Origin of the sequence: Bradyrhizobium sp. 61 (assembly GCF_023073075.1) — a bacterium.
Classification (GTDB): Bacteria; Pseudomonadota; Alphaproteobacteria; order Rhizobiales; family Xanthobacteraceae; genus Bradyrhizobium; species Bradyrhizobium barranii.
Genome location: NZ_JADPIU010000076.1, coordinates 1 through 17,041, shown reverse-complemented (window position 1 = coordinate 17,041; position 17,041 = coordinate 1). Strand labels below are relative to the sequence as shown.

The window sequence follows — 17,041 nt, the reverse complement described above, 5'->3', positions numbered from 1 at the left end:
TGCATCGATCGTCAAGGGATAGCTGCTCGTAACTCCGCCCCATGGCAACACCTCCTCGAGGAAGTGTTGCACTTCGTTTGTGAACTCAGGGGACCCATAACCCCAGGGAGAAGTGTGGTGCGAGATGCCCACTCCGAGCCTTCGCCAAACTATTCCCTGTGGGTATGGGTCCCGGATCGGCGCTCCGCTTCGCTGCGCTTGTCCGGGACGACGGCGGAGTTTGTGGCCGCCGCCCCTCACACCATCCGCAACACCACCGCCCCCAATGCCCCCGCCCACAGCGCAATCGCCGCAATGCCCTGGATCGCAAAGCCCGGGCCGCGCTTTGCCGCCGCCCGCGAATAACCGATGAAGTAGACGATGCGGCCGATGATCCAAACCGCGCCGATTCCCGCTGCAATGGCGTCGCCGATATAGATCGCGAACAGCCAGAGCGCCGGCAGGAAGACCGGCATCCATTCCAGCGTGTTCGCCTGGATGCGGAAGGCGCGCTCGAAATCCGGGTGGCCCGACATCGCCGGCACCTTGACACCGGTCTTGGTGCGCGAGCGCGAGACGTTGATGCAGGTGAACATGTAAAATGCGATCGCCAGCAGCGTGACGAGGGCGGTGAGATGATACATTGCGGATCCTTTTGAGGAGGTCGCGCTTCAATAGCCGGTCAGCTCGAGATAGCCAACGCCGTCATGCGTGCCGGCAAAGCTGATCGGCCCTTCCCAATAGGAGAAACCGGTCCCCATCCAGGCTTTTGGATTAAGCGGCTTGCAGGCAATCGAAAATGATCGTGAGGGGATCGCGATCTGCCACTCCACCGGCAGCTTGCGCCCCGCGATCTCGGCGGTCGCTTTCGGACTCATCTGGATATCGCCACCCGCGATCATCTGCGTGTCGCCCGCAGCGCTGATCCAGTTGCCGAACGGATAGTCCTGGCCATCCTTCTGGCGCAGCCGGTACAGCATCAGCTTGTCGCCGGATGCGAGATGTAGCGACAGCCAGTCCCAGCCGGTCTGGTCGGCATCGAGCGGCTGGCTGCTCCACTCGCGGTCCATCCAGGCCTGGCCCGAGACTTCGACGGATTTGTCGTCGATCGTGAGGCTGCCGCGGGCGCGGTAGAACGGCTGGCTGTAATAGTAGGACGCCTGCCCGCGCTCGGACTTGCGGCTGTAGCCGTGATCGCCCTGCAGCACCACGGGACGATCGGCCTGCAGTGTGAGCGAATAACTGAAATCGGTGCCCGAAGCCCTCAGCGTCAGCGGCGCCAACGTGCAATCGTCGGTGCGCTCGGACCCTTTCATCTCCCAATCGTCGATCCATGCCGCAAATGGCTTTGCGGTGACGCCGGCCTGTCCAATGCCGCCGCGCGAAAACACCTCGTTGAAGCGGTGGGTGTCGGCGCGCGTCACCGCCGCATGCGCCATCCAGATCTGCTGATTGGCCCAGCCCTCGCCTTGCGGGCCCGGCTGCGCGGCCTGGCGGAACAGCGTAAATTGTAGGCCGCAAGCCGCGCCGCTGCTATCGACGAGGTTCGCCGTGAGATACCACCATTCGATCCGGAACTCCGGATGCGGGCCGTGATCGGCAGGGAAGCTGAACGTCTTTCCCGGCGTCACCTTCGCAAAGCCGTCGGCGGTCTCGCCGAGCCCGGCATAGCCCTGCGCGCCAGCGCGGCGGGCAGCCGCGAGTGCGGCGATGCCGCCGGCAAAGGCGCGCCGCGTGATTTTATCAGCGCTCATTGGCAAACACCTTGACGAGGCTCGCCGGCTGCATCCGCGCCAGTCGGATCATCGGCAGCAGCGCGGCAAGCAGCGACGCGATCAGCGCGACCGCGACCAGCTCCACCAGCTGCAGCGGAAACACGTGGAACGGCAGCCGCCAGCCGAACGCCTTCACATTGACGATCGCGATCAGACACCAAGCCACCAGCAATCCGAGCGGCACGGCCAGCAGCGAGGTGAACAGCGCAACCGACAATGTCTTGGTCAGTTCGATCGTGGCAAGGCGCGGCCGGGTGATGCCGATCGCCCACAGCGGCGCGAGCTGCGGCAGGCGGGAATTTGCAAGCGTCAACAGGCTGGTCAAGAGCGCAATGCCGGCAACGCCTAGCGTGAAGGCATTCAGCGTCGACGTTACCGCAAAGGTGCGGTTGAAGATCCGGATCGATTCCGCCTTCACTGTTGCCTGATCCGCGACGCTGCGGTCGTCGAGCGCGAATTGCTTCTGCAACGCCGCGATCAGGCCGGGGATATTTTCCTTCGCGACGATCAGGCCGATCCGCGTCTGCGGCGTCTGCGGAAAGTGCCGGATCAGCGCCGCGACGTTGACGGCGAGCTGCCCCTTGGGGTTGCCGTAGTCGGCATAGATGCCGGCGATGTCGAGCTCCCAGGTGCCGCCCGGCGCCGGCACCTCGATGACATCGCCGACGCGGACGTTGAGGCGGCGGCTCAGCTGCTCGCTGATGAAGGCGGCATTGCCGGGCACGAGCTGGGTCCAGGCGCGCGGCGCGGTCTCCAGCAGCGGCCAGCGTTCGCGATAGAGCGCGTGATCGGGCAGGCCGAGCAGCTCCACCGGCTGCCCCTGAACCTGCGTATCGGCGCGTCCGCCCGACAGGATCGCCTGCACGTCGCTGCGCTCCTTCAGCCAGCTCCGGATCGCAACGCCTTGCGCATTGTCGGAGGCGCTGATGTAGACGTCGGCGGCAAGCCGCCCGTTGAGCCAGCCGACGAAGGTGCGGCTGAAGGTCTCCACCATGGTGGACACCCCGACATTGACGGCCAGCGCGAGCAGCAGCGCCATCAGGGCCAGCGACAAGCCGGAGAGCTGTTGCCGGCTGTCAGCCCAGAACCACAGCGCGATCGGTCCTTTCGCCCAGCGCTGGCCCACGAGCAGGATGATCTCGAGGAATGCCGGCAGGATCAGCGCGGCGCCCAGCATCAGCGCCCCGAGCACGCCGAATCCCGCAATCAGCGATTGTCCGTAGTGCAGCAGCAATAGCGCGACCGCAAACACGGCGCAGGCCGCGCCGCTCTGCAGGATCAACCAGCGGCGCTGCCGCTGCTGCCAGGCGTACGGCTGCGCGGTCGCCAGCACCGGCATCCTGATCGCCTTGATCAGGCTGGTCGCGGCGGCCACGAGTGCACCCGCAATGCTGATGCCGATGCCGGCAAGCCACCATTCGGAGCGCAGTGTGAGCTGTCCCGGGATCTGCGCGCCATACAGACCGCGCAGCGACGCCGCGACGTCGGGCAACAGCGCGGCCGCGATGAAATAGCCGCAGACGAGCCCGATCAGCCCGGCGACCAGCGCCAGCGCCACCAGCTCGACCACCAGCACCGTGTTGACCAGCAGTGCCGAGGCACCGCAGGCCCGCAACGTGCGCAGCATCGGCAGCCGCTGCTCGAAGGCGAGGCCGACGGCCGAATTGACGATGAAGAGACCGACGAAGAAGGACAGCAGACCGAAGGCGGTGAGGTTGAGGTGGAAGCTGTCGGTGAGGCGCTCCAGCTCCGTCTCTGCGTTCGGCTCGACCCGCTGCAACTGCCCGCCAACGATACTGGCCAGCGGCGCCGGCTTGCCCTTCGGCTTGCCGATCAAAAGCCGCGACACCTGGTCCGGCTTGTTCAGCAGCCGCTGCGCCACGCCGATGTCGACGACGAGCACGTCGGGCACGAGCTGCGGTAGCACGTGCAGCGGCGGCAGTTTTGCGCCGCTGCTGATCGGCGGTGCCGCGCCTTCCTGTTCCTGCAGATCGCTCAGCGTCTCCCGCGCCACCAATGTCTGGCCGGGCGGCGCAACAAAACTGCTCAAATCCGAGGCGCCGAGGCGCGGCGCATTGCCGACATCGGCCGGCATCGTCACCGGCTCGATGCCGAGCAGCCGCACCGAACGCCCGTTAACCTGGACGCGGCCTTCCAGCACCGGCGAGACTGGCCAGCCCGCGCGGCGGAGTTTTATGAACAGCTCCTGCGAAAAGGTCGCTGCATCAGGCGCCACCAGCATCGCCGTGCGCACGCCGCCGAACGTCGCTGCCGCGCGGTCATAGGCATTGCGGGCCTGCTGATTGATCGCCTGCACGCCGCTCCACAGTGCGGTCGCCGCGATCAGCCCGATCAGGAGCGTCGCGAACTGCATCTTGTGCCGTCGCCAATGGCTCAGCAGCACCGCGAGGACCCACAGCGCGCGCCTCATGCGATCCGCCCCGCGTGCAAGGTCACGTGGCGGTCGAGCGTGCCGGCCAGATGCAGGCTGTGCGTCACCATCAGGAAGCCGCAGCCGGTGCGCGTGACGAGGTCGCGCGTCAGCGCCAGCACGTCGTCGGCGGTATCCTCGTCGAGATTGCCGGTCGGCTCGTCCGCGAGCAGCAGTGATGGCTTTGTCGCCAGCGCCCGGCCGATCGCGACCCGCTGCTGCTGGCCGCCTGATAATTGCTCTGGATAACGCTTGAGCAGATTGCCTAGCCCGAGCCGCTCGACCAGCTCCCTGGTCCAGGCCGCATCGTGCCGGCCGGCGATCCGCGCCTGGAAGGCGAGATTGTCCGCGACCGACAGGCTCGGGATCAAATTGTACTGCTGGAACACGAGGCCGATCCGGTCGCGCCGCAGCCCCGCGCGTCCCGCATCGGAGAGCTCGGTGACCTCGGTACCCTCAAGCCGGATCGAGCCGTCGTCCGCAGCATCCAGACCCGCGATCAGGTGCAACAGCGTGCTCTTGCCGCTGCCGGACTCGCCGGTCAGCGCGACGCGCTCGCCGGCCTTGAGGTCGAGGTCGACACCACGCAGCACATGGACCGGCTCGCCGGCCGAGGAGAAGGTCTTTGAGAGGTTTCGGATGCTCAGCAAGGTCAATGCGCCGGACGGAATTAACTCAATGCTGCGTAGCACACTTGCCGTGGAAATGCCGGGGTTGCGTTGGCCTTGAAGCCGTTGTTAGCTCCCAAAACGGCCAAATCAAAAACGTGCCGACAAAAAGACATACGGGGAGATTGATGAGCGCTCAGGGAACGCCCGACGTTGCGGGCAGGACGGCAGGGGAAACCAAGGCAACGCCGAAGGGCGCCTGGACCGTCACTTTTCTCCTCTTTCTCTTCATGGTGGTGAACTTCGCGGACAAGATCGTCGTCGGTCTCGCCGGCGTGCCGATCATGACCGATTTGAAGCTCGACGCCGAGCAATTCGGCCTGCTCGGCTCCTCGTTCTTCTTCCTGTTCTCGATCTCGGCCATCGTGGTCGGCTTCATCGTCAACAAGGTGCCGACGCGCTGGGTGCTGCTGACGCTGGCAGTGATCTGGGCGCTGGCGCAGTTCCCGATGGTGGGCACCGTCTCGTTCACCACGCTCCTGATCTGCCGCATCGTGCTGGGCGCGGGCGAAGGACCTGCCTTCTCGGTCGCAGCCCACGCCATCTACAAATGGTTCCCCGACGAGAAGCGCACGCTGCCGACCGCGATCCTGTCGCAAGGCTCGGCCTTCGGCGTCATCCTCGCCGTGCCGGCGTTGAACTGGGTCATCGTCAATCATTCCTGGCACTACGCCTTCGGCGCGCTTGGCGTCGTCGGCCTGCTCTGGGTCTGCGCCTGGCTGACGTTCGGCAAGGAAGGCCCGCTCGAGGATACGCAGGTTCTCGCCGTCACCGAGCCGAAAATCCCTTATGTGCAGCTGCTGACCTCGCGCACCTTCCTCGGCTGCGTGATCGCGACCTTCGGGGCCTATTGGGCGCTGTCGCTCGGCCTCACCTGGTTCACGCCCTTCATCGTCAAGGGCCTGGGCTTCTCGCAGAGCCAGGCCGGCTACGTCTCGATCCTGCCCTGGGTGTTCGGCGCGACCGTCGTCATCCTCACGGGGTGGGTCTCGCAGGTGATGATGGCGCGCGGCTACACGACGCGCATCTCGCGCGGCGTGCTCGGCTCGGTGCCGCTGATCATCGGCGGCCTGATCCTGGCGATGATGGCGCATGTGCAGGGTGCTGGCCTGCAGATCGCGCTGCTCGTCGTCGGCTCCGGCCTGTGCGGGGCCATCTACGTCGTCTGCCCGCCGATGCTCGGCGAGTTCACCCCGGCGTCGCAGCGCGGCGCGGTCATCGCGATCTACGGCGCGCTCTACACGCTGTCGGGCATCATCGCGCCGAGCGTGATGGGCGCCGTGATCCAGCGCGCCGGCAACATGGTCGACGGCTACCTGACCGGCTTCACCATCAACGCGGTGGTGATGGTCGGCTCCGGCGTCATCGGCCTGCTGCTGCTGTGGCCGAACACGGAAAAGGCCAGGCTGACCCGCGGTGCGGCTCCGCAGGCCGCGGCGCTGAAGGGCGCGGTGTCGCCGACGTAAGGGGGCGACGCTGCCGGCCACAACCACAACTGTCGTCCCGGACAAGCGTAGCGAAGCGGAGCGCTGATCCGGGACCCATAACCACAGGGAGTGGTTTGACGAAGACTCGGAGTTACCAGCTTCGGGCGGCAACTTCTCCCTGTGGTTATGGGTCCCCGCTTTCGCGGGGACGACATTGAGAGTGTTGATGCGTTCTCGCGCCTCAGGCGCTGTCGCCGCTACTGCATCCCCTGCGCACCCCGGATCAACTTCCCCGGTCGCCTGCCCGTGGCCTCACCGCGCCGCCGCGTCACCACGCCCGACACGATCGTCGCCTCATAGCCGTCGACATCCTGCAACAGCCGCCGCCCGCCGACCGGCAGATCGTAATGCACCTTCGGCGGATGCAGATGCAGCCGGTCGTAGTCGATCACATTGACATCGGCTTTATAGCCGGGAGCAACGAGCCCGCGATCGGTGAGGCCGACCGAGAGCGCGGTCTTGCGCGACTGCGCGGCGACCACGAAGGGAATCGTGAGCTTCTCGCCGCGCGTGCGGTCGCGCGTCCAGTGCGTCAGCAGATAGGTCGGGAAGCTCGCGTCGCAGATGATGCCGCAATGCGCGCCGCCGTCGGAGAGGCCCGGCACCGATTGCGGATCGATCAGCATCTCCCGCGTCGCATCGAGATTGCCGTCGGCATAGTTGAGGAAGGGCACGTAGAGCATGCCCTTGCCCCCATCCGACAGCATCGCCTCGTAGGCGAGCTCTTCCGGCTGGCGGCCCTGCTTGCGCGCCTGTGGCCCGAGCGCGTTCTCCGGCGGCTGCTCGTAATCGGGGGGATCGCCGAGCAGGAACATCTTGTCGTAGTTGGGCCGGAAGAACAGCGGATCGTCGGTCGCGGTCGCCGTCTCGCTCAGGATCGCCTTGCGTACGTCCGGCTGATGCAGCCGCGCCAGCCGCTCCTTCAGCGGCAGATGCGCGATCGCCTTGTAGCTCGGATGGGTCTGGAACGGATTGCGCGACAGCTCGAGGCCGAGCAGCAGTCCGACCGGGCGCGCCGCGATCTGCGCGGTAATGGAAAGGCCGCGCTTCGCCGCCGCGTTGATCTCGTCCAGCGTCTGGCGCCAGCGGTTTGGCGCCTTGTCGTTCTGCGTGATCGAGAACGAGATCGGGCACTTGGTGCTGTCGGCCACGCGCAGCATCATCGGCAGATCTTCGTGGAGGGTGGAGAGATCCAGCACGAATTGCAGCACGCTGCGGCCCTGGCTGTGCATCGCGCCGGCAATCGCGGTGAGCTCGTCCTCGCCCGCCTTCAGCGTCGGGGTGAAATCGCCGGTCGAGGTGCGGTGGTTGAGCGTGCGCGAGGTCGAGAAGCCCAGCGCGCCCGAGCGCACCGCCTCGCCCGCGAGCTTCGCCATTGCCGCGTTGTCCTCGGCGGTCGAGGGATCGCGGCGCGCGCCGCGTTCGCCCATGACATAGACGCGCAGCGCGGCATGCGGGAGCTGCGCGCCGACGTCGATGTCGAAATCGCGCTTCGACAGCCAGTTCATGTAGTCCGGAAAGCTTTCCCACGCCCAGGGAATGCCGGCGCTCAGCACCGGCTCGGGAATATCCTCGACGCCCTCCATCAGCTGGATCAGGCGGATGTGGTCGGCGGGCTTGCACGGCGCGAAGCCGACGCCGCAATTGCCCATGATCGCGGTGGTGACGCCGTTCTGCGACGACGGCGTGATGTCCTGGCTCCAGGTGACCTGGCCGTCATAATGGGTGTGCACGTCGACGAAGCCCGGCGTGACGAGCTTGCCGCGCGCGTCGATCTCTTCCTGTCCCTTCGCGGAGATCTTCCCGACCTCGGTGATCTTGCCGGCAGTGATGGCGACATCCGCCTCGAACAATTCGCCGCCGCTTCCATCCGCGACGGTGCCGCCGCGGATCACGAGATCAGGGGTGCTCATGGTGTTTCTTCCCAGTTTGTTGTTTTGCGTTTCTCTATCCGTCGTCCCGGACAAGCGAGGCGCAGATCCGGGACCCATAACCACAGGGAGTAGTGTCACGAAGACTCGGAGTGACCAGCTTCGCGCGACGATGGCTCCCTGTGGTTATCGGTCCCTGCTTTTAGCAGGGACGACGACTGAATTCTTGGCTACGCCTTGGCAGGCTTCCGCTCCGTGAACGGCGACAGCACCACGGTCGCGACCATGAAGATCACGGACGCCCCGAACACCCAGTGCGGCGCGCTCTGGTCCATGATCCAGCCGAACAGCAGCGGGCTGACGATGCCGCCGAGATTGAAGCCGGTGGAGACGATGCCGAAGGCGCGGCCGGCCGCACCCGGAGGCGCCGCATTGCGCACCAGCATGTCCCGCGACGGCGCGATCACGCCGGAGAGGAAGCCCGCCATCATCATCGCGGCGGTCAGCATCCAGCCGGGCAGCGTGACCAGCGCGATCAGCAGCACGATCGCTGCGTTCGCGGCAAAGCAGGCGGCTGCGACATAGCCGTGGCGCGCGGTGCGGTCGGCGAGGAAGCCGCCGGCGAGCACGCCTGCGGCGCTGGCGGCGAGGAACGCGGTGAGCGCGACGTTGGCGGCGGAGTAGGACGCGCCGTAACCGCTCATCAGCGCCACCACGCCGAAATTGTTGATGCCGGCGACCGACAGGCTGAGCAGCATGAACAGCGCGGTGAGCGTGATCAGCGCCGGCGTGATCACGGCCTGCTTCGGCGCGTTTTCGTTGCCCGGCTTGGTCTTGTGCGCGCCGGCATCGGGAATGTTCATGACGACCAGCAGCAGGGCCACCAGCATGGCGATCGCGCCCGACGCGATCAGCGCACCCGTGCCGCCGGAGACGGTGACGAGCGCCGCGACGATCGCCGGCGCCACGGCGCCGCCGAGATAGCCGGCAAAGGTGTGGACCGAGAAGGCGCGGCCCATCCGCGCCTCGTCCATATGCTCGGCTAGGATGGCGTAGTCGGCGGGGTGGTAGACGCTGTTGGCAAGACCCAGCAGCACCGCGCAGGCAATCAGCGAGGCATAGCTGAGGTGCAGGCCGAGCAGGATCAGCGCGAAGCCGCCGAGCGCGAGCCCGCCCAGCAGGATTCTGCGCGCGCCAAAATGGTCGACGAGATAGCCTGTCGGCGCCTGCGTCAGGCCGGATACGACCGCAGAGACGGTGAGCGCGAAGCCGAGCTCGATATAGCCGACGCCGAGCTGGCTCTTCAGGAACGGAAACAGCATCGGCAGGACCAGCAGATGGAAATGGCTGACCCAATGCGCGATCGAAATCCCGGTCAGCGTGCGCAGCGCGCTGTCCGCCTTGCCTTGTTGCGGTGCGGCGAGAACGTCGACCATTGCAGTTCCGTTTCACGTCCTAAAGGGGACGCGCAAACTATCGGGCAGAGCCGTTATTTGTCCATGAACGCGGGCGCATGGCAGGTAGCGCGGGTGGGGCGCCGCGATCTGGGGGAGGGAACGCACCGTTCGTGGGGCAGGCTTCAACTCACAACGGCTCGTCATCCGAACCGTAGCGGTCGCGTTTCGGCGTCGCGATGTCGCCGTCGTCGCAATCGTCGTCGTCGAGCGGAGGCGGGGGCTTCTTCGCCTTGTCGTCCGCTTGCTTGTTATCAGCGACTTTGGGCGGCTTGCCCGGCTTGCCAGTCTTGGCCATGGGTGATCCCGGATGGTGATGCGTCATCCGCTTCTACCCCGAAAATATGTGCGGTTCCTGACTTACCGCAAGAAGGGGGCGTCAGTGCACCACAGGCCCGCCGGCCTTCTTCCAGGCATCGATGCCGCCGGCGATGTGGGCGGTGTTGGAAAGGCCGGCTTCCTTGGCGGCGGCGACAGCCATCGCCGAGCGTTCGCCGAAGGCGCAGAAGAACACGACGCGGCGGCCGGTGGCGGCCGCGACCTCGCGCAGCATGCCGCCGGGCTTCAGACTGTCTTCAACGGACGGATAGGGCGTATGCAGCGCGCCTTCGAGCATGCCGTGCTTCATCCGCTCATTGGTCTCGCGCAGATCGACCAGCAGGATATCGGGACGGCCGAGCGAGCGGATCGCCTCGACGGCGCTGACTGCGCGGCCCTCTTTCTCCAGCTCCTCCTGATGCAGGCCGACATGCATGTTGGCGGGCACCGCGACGTCCATCATCTTCGGATTGGGCAGCTTCAGGTTCGCCATCAGCTCGATATATTCGTCGACCGAACGCACCTGGAGCCGCGGATTGTAGCGCTTCTCCTCGCCGATGGTGGAGACGGTGTCGCCCTTGTAGTCATGCGCCGGGAACACCATCGTCTCGTCCGGCAGCTTGAGCAGGCGATTGAAGATCGACTCGTATTGCGCGCGCGACGAGCCGTTCTGGAAATCGGTGCGGCCGGTGCCGCGGATCAGAAGGGTGTCGCCGGTGAAGACGCGGTCGCCCATCAGATAGGAGTAGGAATCGTCGGTGTGGCCGGGCGTGTACATCACGTCGAGCGACAGGCCCTCGATCGTCACCTTGTCGCCGTCGGCGACCCGCATCGCCACAACGTCGGCCTTGGTCTGGTCGCCCATCACAGTCATGCAATGGGTGCGGTCGCGGAGCTCACCGAGGCCGGTGACGTGGTCGGCATGGAGATGGGTGTCGACGGCTTTCACCAGCTTGAGGTCGAGTTCGCGCAGCAGCTGGCAATAGCGGTCGACCTTCTCCAGCACGGGATCGAGGATCAGCGCCTCGCCGCCGGGGCGGCTGGCGAGGACATAGCTGTAGGTGCCCGAAACGCTGTCGAAGAGCTGGCGAAAGATCATGGCAAGACCCGGCGTGGAACTGGTTTCGAGGATTCTACTACGCCAGAGGCTGGAAAGAGAAGCAATTCACTGTGTAGAGAGTGAAATTTAGAAGATTTTTGTTCTGTGTGATGGGGCCGGGGCCGGATCGGCAGAGCCGGATTGCGCGCCCGAGAGCCGTCAGGGACGCGCCATGGTGTCGCCCCACCCACCGCTGTCATTCCCCGCGAAGGCGGGGAATCCAGTACGCCGCGGCTTCTCCGTACCCCTCGCTGTCTCTGGAATACTGGATCGCCCGCTTTCGCGGGCGATGACGGTGAGTGTGCTGCAGGGACGTGCCACAGACTCCGGGCACCCCTACGGCCGCACCACCGTGTACCCATTCTCCGCCAGGAACAGGATCTGCCCGACGCCCACCTGCACCGGCGTCGCAGTCGGAATGAACTCCGGCCGTCGTCCGGTCTCCCGCTCGATCGTGTCGACCGTGTTGAGGCAGATATCGAAGCGCACGCCCTGCACGATCAGGCTTTCGACCTGCTTGCGGCGCTCGCTGCCGGTGAACAGGAGATCAATGCCGGGGCCGAACGCCACCACCTCGATCGCGACCTTGTCGGGATCGTAGGCCTTCAGGAGATTGTTGGCGACGCTCAGCACCAGCGCATGCTTCTTCGCATCGCCGTCGGAGAGCTGAAGCACGATCTTGTGCTCGGCGAACGGCTTGTCCTGGAGCGGCACCTGCTGTGCCGAGGCCCATGGCGTGGCGAAGGCGAGCGCCGCCAGCAGCATCGCGCAGCAGATTTGCGATCGCATCATCCCTGTCCTGCAATGCCTGGATTGCCCTCGACGCCCTTCAGCGTCACGCCGGAGCCGAGCCGCTCCTGAAACATCCGGCCCGAGCGCAGATATTTGGCGACGACATCCCACACCGGTGCGCCCTGCTGGCCGTTGACCGAGGCCCAGCCCGCGACCTTGTAGCGGTTGCTCGCGCTGAGCGCCTTGCCGCCATTGAGCTTCAGCTCGGAGATGCGGCTGCCGACCGCATCGGTCGGCGTGCAGGTGTAGCTGAGCCCGCCGGCGCGCACCATGTCGCCGCCCTGCTGGTAATAGGGGTCGGGATTGAAGAGGTTGTCGCAGATGTCTTCCAGCACCTCCTTGATCTGGGCGCCGGTCATCTCCTGCACATAGGTCTCGGGATAGGTGATCGCGGTTTCCGCGAGCACATCCTCCATGGTCAGCGGCTGGCCGGACAGTGCGGTGACGCCCCAGCGGAAGCCCGGCGACAGCGCGATCTCGGCATCGAGCTCGCTGCGTAGCGCGGTGCAGATCAGCTCGTCGACGGGGCCGGCGAAATTGTCGCGGCGATACAGCAGGCGGTCGGGCGTTGCGATCTTCTCCGACCAGTCGGTCACATGCGGCGCGCGCACCCGGCCGATCAGCTCGGCCATGCCAGGGTCGGGCTTCAGCAGCTCGGAATAGACCGGCAGCAGATGGTACCTGACATCGCCGACCTTGCCCTTGTCGAGCGCGAGATCGAGGACGCCCAGAAATTTTCCGTTGGAGCCGGCATTGGTGACGAGCGTCGTGCCGCTGGCGTTCTTCACTGCGATTGGCTGCGGGATTGCATCATGGGTATGGCCGCCGAGGATGACGTCGATGCCGGTGACGCGGCTCGCGAGCTTGAGATCGACGTCCATGCCGTTGTGCGACAGCAGGACGACCGCATCGACCTTCTCGGTGCCGCGCAAGGCATCGACATGCTTCTGCAACTCCTCCTCGCGGATGCCAAAAGTCCAGTCCGGCGTGAACCGCTTGGGATGCGCGATCGGCACATAGGGGAAGGCCTGGCCGATGATCGCAACGCGATGGCCGCCGAGTTCCTTGATCATCGAAGGCTTGAACACGCGCCCGCTCGCCTTGTCGAAGGCGGGGGCGTCGTTGAACGCGGCCTCCTCGGTCAGGAAGACGTTCTGCGCCAGAAACTCGCCCTTGAAGCGCTCGAGATTGTCGCGCAGCGCCTGCTCGCCATAGGTGAATTCCCAGTGCCCGGTCATCGCCTCGATGCCGAGCAGATTGGCGACCTCGACCATGTCGCGGCCCTGCATGATGTTGGCAAGACCCGTGCCCTGCCAGAGGTCGCCGCCGTCGACGAGCACGGAGTGCTTTTCGCCGGCATCGCCGCGCAAGCGATCGATCAGTGTCTTCAGATGCGCGAAGCCGCCGAGCTTGCCGAAGCGGCCCGCGGACTTCTCGAACTCGAAACAGCTGAAGGCATAGGCATCGGCGCTGTCGGAGCGGATCCCGAACCGTTCGAGGAAGGCGCGGCCAACCAGATGCGGCGGCCGTCCTGCCATCTCCCCGATGCCGATATTGACGCTGGGCTCGCGGACATAGACCGGGTTGAGCTGCGCATGCGTGTCGGTGGTGTGCAGGATGCGCGCATTGCCGAACCGTTCGAGGTCGTAAATGCTCGCAGTCTCGGCGCCGCGCGCGAATCGCGGCAGGCTGAGCGATGTGGCGACAGCAGCGGTGCTCTTCAGGAAATCGCGGCGGCGGATGGCCATCCAGAAATTCTCCGCGCCTCTCAACGGCAATTCGACGGTTCCACGAGATTTTTAGTCTAGCGGATTTCCATCGCCTTCCACGCCTCTTTTTCTGACGTCGCCTGGAAGATCGAGGCCTTCGCCAGCGCCTCGGCCTCCTTCGAAGCGGCAACCGCGCGGTCGAAATCGCCGCCGTCGGCCGCCTTCTTGGCTGCCGCCAGCGCAGATACGGTCACGGTCCACTGGTTGCGCATGCCGGCTGCCTCCTTGGAGGCGGCCTCCGCAGCGGCATAGGCCGCCTTGTAGTCCGCCTCGTTTGCCGCGCGCGCTGCTGGCGCGAGGCTCAATGCGAGCAACATGGCGAGAGGAAGTGACAGCTTCATGGCCGCGCTCCCGGCCCTGAAATCGGCAGGCCGTTGGCGACGTAGGACAGGAAATATTCGACGTCGCGATATTCATCGGCCTGCGGCTCCAGCGGAACCGCGCGGGTCTGGCTATTGCAGGTGACGAAGCGGCGGCTGGTGGTGCCCATGCCGCTCCATTCGGAGCGGTAGATCGGCATCGCGTTCAGAATGCCGAGCGCCGGCGCCAGGATCTCGGCGCGGATGCGCTCGCCCGGGCTCTGCACATGGCAGCTCGCGCAGGAGAAATTCATCTGGCCGCGGCGCGTGTAGAAGTAGCGCTTGCCGTTCTCGTACGCGGCGAGCGCGCGGGGATCATCGGGAATCTTGATGTCCATCGGCTTACCGCGCGAGGTGAACGCCATGTAGGCGGTGAGCGAAGCCATCTCGTCCTTGACGTAGGAGTAGGGCGCCTCGCCATTGGCCTCGCGGCAGCGGTTGAGCGCGAGCTCCAGCGTGACGACCTTGCCCTCCCCAGTGTCGAAGTAAGGATAGTTCTGCCGGATGCCGATGCCGCCGTTCGGGAAGCAGTCGGCATAGGTCTTGCCGTTCTTGAACGGGGTCGCGAACATCTCCTTGCCGGCGTCGAGCGCGAACTCGTAGGGCGGGAATTCCTCTTTCTCCTGCCACTGCCGCTTCATGTCCTCGTTCATCGAATAGGGACCGTTGACGAAATCCTCGTGCTTCACGGTCGGAAACTTCTGGAAGAAGAAGTTCTGGAACGCTTTCGCATCGGCAACGGGATCGACCTTGTCGGCCGCGATCACGCGCGGAGAGGTGAGGGCGAACGCGACCAGCGCGGCGCTCAACGAACCAAGGAGAAAGAAGCGGGCATTCATCACGAAATCTTCGCAGTGGTCGTGTCCGACCCGCCCTTGTTGTCGGTCCAGGAGACCTTGAGGTCGTCGCCCTTCTTGGCGCCCTTGAAGCTGAACTTGACGTAGGGGTCCTTGGAGACCGCGGTGCCCCAATCGGCGACGAAGACGTCCTTGCCGTTACATTCGAACTTCAGTCGCTGGATGAAATGCGCCGGAATCACCTCGCCCTTGGCGTCCTTGACCAGGCCGGTGTCCATGGGATGCTGGATCAGCGTTTGCACCTCGGTGATGTCGCCGTTGGCCGTGGCGCGGACGCGAATGCTGGATGCCATCTAACTTCTCCTAACCGCCGCAGCCGCCGACTGTGACTTTGACTTCCTTGGTCGCGCTGTAGAGCTTGCCGTCGGCTTCCACGATCGCGGTCACGTTGGTGGTCTTGGCCATCTTCAGGCGGTTGGCGACAGCGGGGATCGTGCCATCGGGAATCTTGTAGCTTGCCGCGAGCGCGCTCGGATTCTCGGCCACGAAGAACGAGATCGAGGTGACCTTGTCGAGCGTCGTCGTCACCGAGATCGGCACCACGCCGCCATTCTCGGCGATCTCAGGCGCGTCGAGCTTGACCTTGTCGGACGGCTCGGCGGTCTTGCCGTAGAGCGCCTTGATCGCGTCCGCCTCGCTCTTCTGCTTGAACGCTTCTTCCGGATATTTGTCGTTGGCCGCCGCACGCGCGGGCGCGAATGGCAGGTTGCCGAGGCCGAGCAGCGCGACGCCGGCTGCGCCCTGAAGGATCAGGCGCCGCGTCGGATGAGGGCCGGTGGTGATGGTCATCTCGAATCTCCTGGACATTCTCTTGGCGTGCCGGCGGTCACAGGGTCTGGAGGAAATCAACGATCGCGCTGATCTCCTGCTCGGTCAAAATCCGGTTCCGGCCGAACGGCGGCATCATGGTCTGCGGATTGCGCTTGGTCTCGTCGAAGATGATCGCGACCAGCTCGTTGCGATCAGGGTATTTTGACTTGATGTCCTTGAGCTCCGGTCCGATCGTGCCCGGCAGGTCGCCGCCCTTGATGACGTGGCAGGTCAGGCAATTGCCCTTGCCGCGGTCGAAGGCGAGCTTCTGGCCGTCGGCCACGGCGGATTGCGCCCGCGCGGGGCCTGCGGCAAGGCCGGCGGCGATCGCCAGCAGGACGTAAAGGACGGGCGTCCGTGGAAAGGCGGTCAAGGCGTCATTCCGAGGCGTTATGTCGATGATCTCGTTCGCGGAAATATAGTGTTCCAAAGCACAAAGGGCATCGGCTGACAATCAAGACTATGCGCGCGGCAAAATGGAGTTAATATCTTCCGCATTGCAACTAAAGAGCTTATTTGTCCGGCGGATTCGGGCCAGGAGCGCTGGCCGGCTGTTTTCGGGGCGTTTGGGCGCCCATCGTGTTTTTTTCCGTTCTCGTTTTTTCAAGGGGACCTCAATTGGCAGAATATGTCGTCGAATTTGGCAGGGACGGCGGACGGGTGGAGTCGGATGGGCGGCTCGATGCACCGGCATTTCATCGCAATCACGAGCCGCTCTGGGCGGCGCTGGAAAAGCATCTCGCAGGCCTGACCGGCAACGTCGTCGAGCTCGGCAGCGGAACCGGCCAGCACGTGGTCCATTTCGCCCAGCACACGCCCGGCCTGATCTGGTGGCCGAGCGACCTCAACCAGCGCCACCTCAAGAGCATCGAGGCCTGGCGCGTTCATTCGGGCCTGCAAAACATCCGCTCGCCCCTGCGGATCGATCTCACCGACCCCGACTGGTGCCCGGAGATGCGAAGCGGGCAGGGCCCGACGAGTCTGGCCGCATTGTTCTGCGCCAACGTGATCCACATCGCACCATGGAGCGTGGCCGAGGGCCTGTTCGCCGGTGCCGGCCGTTACTTGCGGGCCGACGGCAAGCTGTTCCTCTACGGCCCGTTCAAGCGCGACGGCAAGCACACCGCGCTCAGCAATGCCGTGTTCGACACCTCCTTGCGCGAAGGCAATCCCGAATGGGGCGTGCGTGATATCAGCGACGTCGAGACGCTCGCACGCGGAGCAGGGCTAGACTTGGTCGATACGATCGAGATGCCGGCGAACAATCTGACTTTGGTTTTCGCGCGCTAAGCCGCGACGGCGGTGCGCTCCCTCCCCCCTTGCGGGGGAGGGCGGGGGAGAGGGGTAGCCCAGGAAACGGTCTATCCATCGA

The 17,041-nt window shown here is 65.2% G+C and carries 17 protein-coding genes; 2 read left to right on the top strand and 15 right to left on the bottom strand.

All coding sequences use genetic code 11. The features are described from left to right. Window positions 1-236: 236 nt before the first annotated feature. Genes IVB46_RS29735 through IVB46_RS29720 form a run of 4 tightly spaced genes read right to left on the bottom strand, consistent with a single transcriptional unit; the run spans window position 237 to window position 4,835 of the window. The gene (locus IVB46_RS29735) at window positions 237-623 is read right to left on the bottom strand and encodes an MAPEG family protein (RefSeq protein WP_247312920.1); all 387 of its coding nucleotides are present in this window, start codon (window positions 621-623) and stop codon (window positions 237-239) included. Window positions 624-650: 27 nt separating this feature from the next. Then, window positions 651-1,733 (bottom strand): lipocalin-like domain-containing protein, encoded by a 1,083-nt coding sequence (locus IVB46_RS29730; RefSeq protein ID WP_247312917.1) that lies wholly within the window; start codon window positions 1,731-1,733, stop codon window positions 651-653. Next, entirely contained in the window at window positions 1,723-4,185 is a 2,463-nt protein-coding gene (locus IVB46_RS29725; RefSeq protein WP_247344024.1) for an ABC transporter permease, read from the bottom strand. Before IVB46_RS29725 ends, IVB46_RS29730 begins: the two co-directional genes overlap by 11 nt. Beyond that, window positions 4,182-4,835, bottom strand: a complete 654-nt coding sequence (locus tag IVB46_RS29720; protein ID WP_071917062.1) for an ABC transporter ATP-binding protein — start codon at window positions 4,833-4,835, stop codon at window positions 4,182-4,184. The genes IVB46_RS29725 and IVB46_RS29720 overlap by 4 nt, the downstream gene beginning before the upstream one ends. Window positions 4,836-4,981: 146 nt before the next feature. On the opposite strand from IVB46_RS29720, the gene IVB46_RS29715 reads away from it, so the two are divergent. Beyond that, entirely contained in the window at window positions 4,982-6,319 is a 1,338-nt protein-coding gene (locus IVB46_RS29715; RefSeq protein ID WP_071909078.1) for an MFS transporter, read from the top strand. Between the two features lie 218 nt (window positions 6,320-6,537). On the opposite strand, the gene IVB46_RS29710 is transcribed toward IVB46_RS29715, so the two are convergent. The 11 genes from IVB46_RS29710 to soxX all read right to left on the bottom strand — a co-directional run bounded on the left by IVB46_RS29710 (window position 6,538) and on the right by soxX (window position 16,042). After that, window positions 6,538-8,253 (bottom strand): amidohydrolase family protein, encoded by a 1,716-nt coding sequence (locus tag IVB46_RS29710; RefSeq protein ID WP_247312910.1) that lies wholly within the window; start codon window positions 8,251-8,253, stop codon window positions 6,538-6,540. Between the two features lie 188 nt (window positions 8,254-8,441). Continuing rightward, window positions 8,442-9,647: an MFS transporter gene (locus tag IVB46_RS29705; protein ID WP_247312907.1), complete on the bottom strand. Its 1,206-nt coding sequence runs from the start codon at window positions 9,645-9,647 to the stop codon at window positions 8,442-8,444. A gap of 148 nt (window positions 9,648-9,795) precedes the next feature. After that, window positions 9,796-9,963, bottom strand: a complete 168-nt coding sequence (locus tag IVB46_RS29700) for a hypothetical protein (protein ID WP_085965282.1) — start codon at window positions 9,961-9,963, stop codon at window positions 9,796-9,798. Between the two features lie 81 nt (window positions 9,964-10,044). Then, window positions 10,045-11,082, bottom strand: coding sequence for an MBL fold metallo-hydrolase (locus IVB46_RS29695; RefSeq protein WP_085403993.1), 1,038 nt, complete (start codon window positions 11,080-11,082; stop codon window positions 10,045-10,047). Window positions 11,083-11,418: 336 nt separating this feature from the next. Further along, a complete protein-coding gene (locus tag IVB46_RS29690; RefSeq protein ID WP_063979966.1) occupies window positions 11,419-11,874 on the bottom strand; it encodes a hypothetical protein in 456 nt (151 codons plus the stop codon). Further along, window positions 11,871-13,622 carry a thiosulfohydrolase SoxB gene (gene soxB / locus IVB46_RS29685; RefSeq protein WP_247312904.1) on the bottom strand — a complete coding sequence of 584 codons (1,752 nt, stop codon included), beginning with the start codon at window positions 13,620-13,622 and terminating at the stop codon, window positions 11,871-11,873. The genes IVB46_RS29690 and soxB overlap by 4 nt, the downstream gene beginning before the upstream one ends. 56 nt (window positions 13,623-13,678) lie before the next feature. Next, window positions 13,679-13,984, bottom strand: a complete 306-nt coding sequence (locus IVB46_RS29680) for a hypothetical protein (protein WP_028151965.1) — start codon at window positions 13,982-13,984, stop codon at window positions 13,679-13,681. After that, window positions 13,981-14,841: a sulfur oxidation c-type cytochrome SoxA gene (gene soxA, locus IVB46_RS29675; RefSeq protein WP_247312901.1), complete on the bottom strand. Its 861-nt coding sequence runs from the start codon at window positions 14,839-14,841 to the stop codon at window positions 13,981-13,983. Before soxA ends, IVB46_RS29680 begins: the two co-directional genes overlap by 4 nt. Beyond that, on the bottom strand, window positions 14,841-15,152 hold the full coding sequence (soxZ, locus tag IVB46_RS29670; protein ID WP_247312898.1) for a thiosulfate oxidation carrier complex protein SoxZ: 312 nt from the start codon (window positions 15,150-15,152) through the stop codon (window positions 14,841-14,843). The genes soxA and soxZ overlap by 1 nt, the downstream gene beginning before the upstream one ends. Before the next feature lie 10 nt (window positions 15,153-15,162). Continuing rightward, window positions 15,163-15,648, bottom strand: a complete 486-nt coding sequence (gene soxY / locus IVB46_RS29665) for a thiosulfate oxidation carrier protein SoxY (RefSeq protein ID WP_063985941.1) — start codon at window positions 15,646-15,648, stop codon at window positions 15,163-15,165. A gap of 37 nt (window positions 15,649-15,685) precedes the next feature. Beyond that, on the bottom strand, window positions 15,686-16,042 hold the full coding sequence (soxX, locus tag IVB46_RS29660) for a sulfur oxidation c-type cytochrome SoxX (RefSeq protein WP_028151969.1): 357 nt from the start codon (window positions 16,040-16,042) through the stop codon (window positions 15,686-15,688). 245 nt (window positions 16,043-16,287) lie between these two features. On the opposite strand from soxX, the gene IVB46_RS29655 reads away from it, so the two are divergent. Next, window positions 16,288-16,959: a DUF938 domain-containing protein gene (locus IVB46_RS29655; protein WP_247312894.1), complete on the top strand. Its 672-nt coding sequence runs from the start codon at window positions 16,288-16,290 to the stop codon at window positions 16,957-16,959. Window positions 16,960-17,041: the final 82 nt, after the last annotated feature.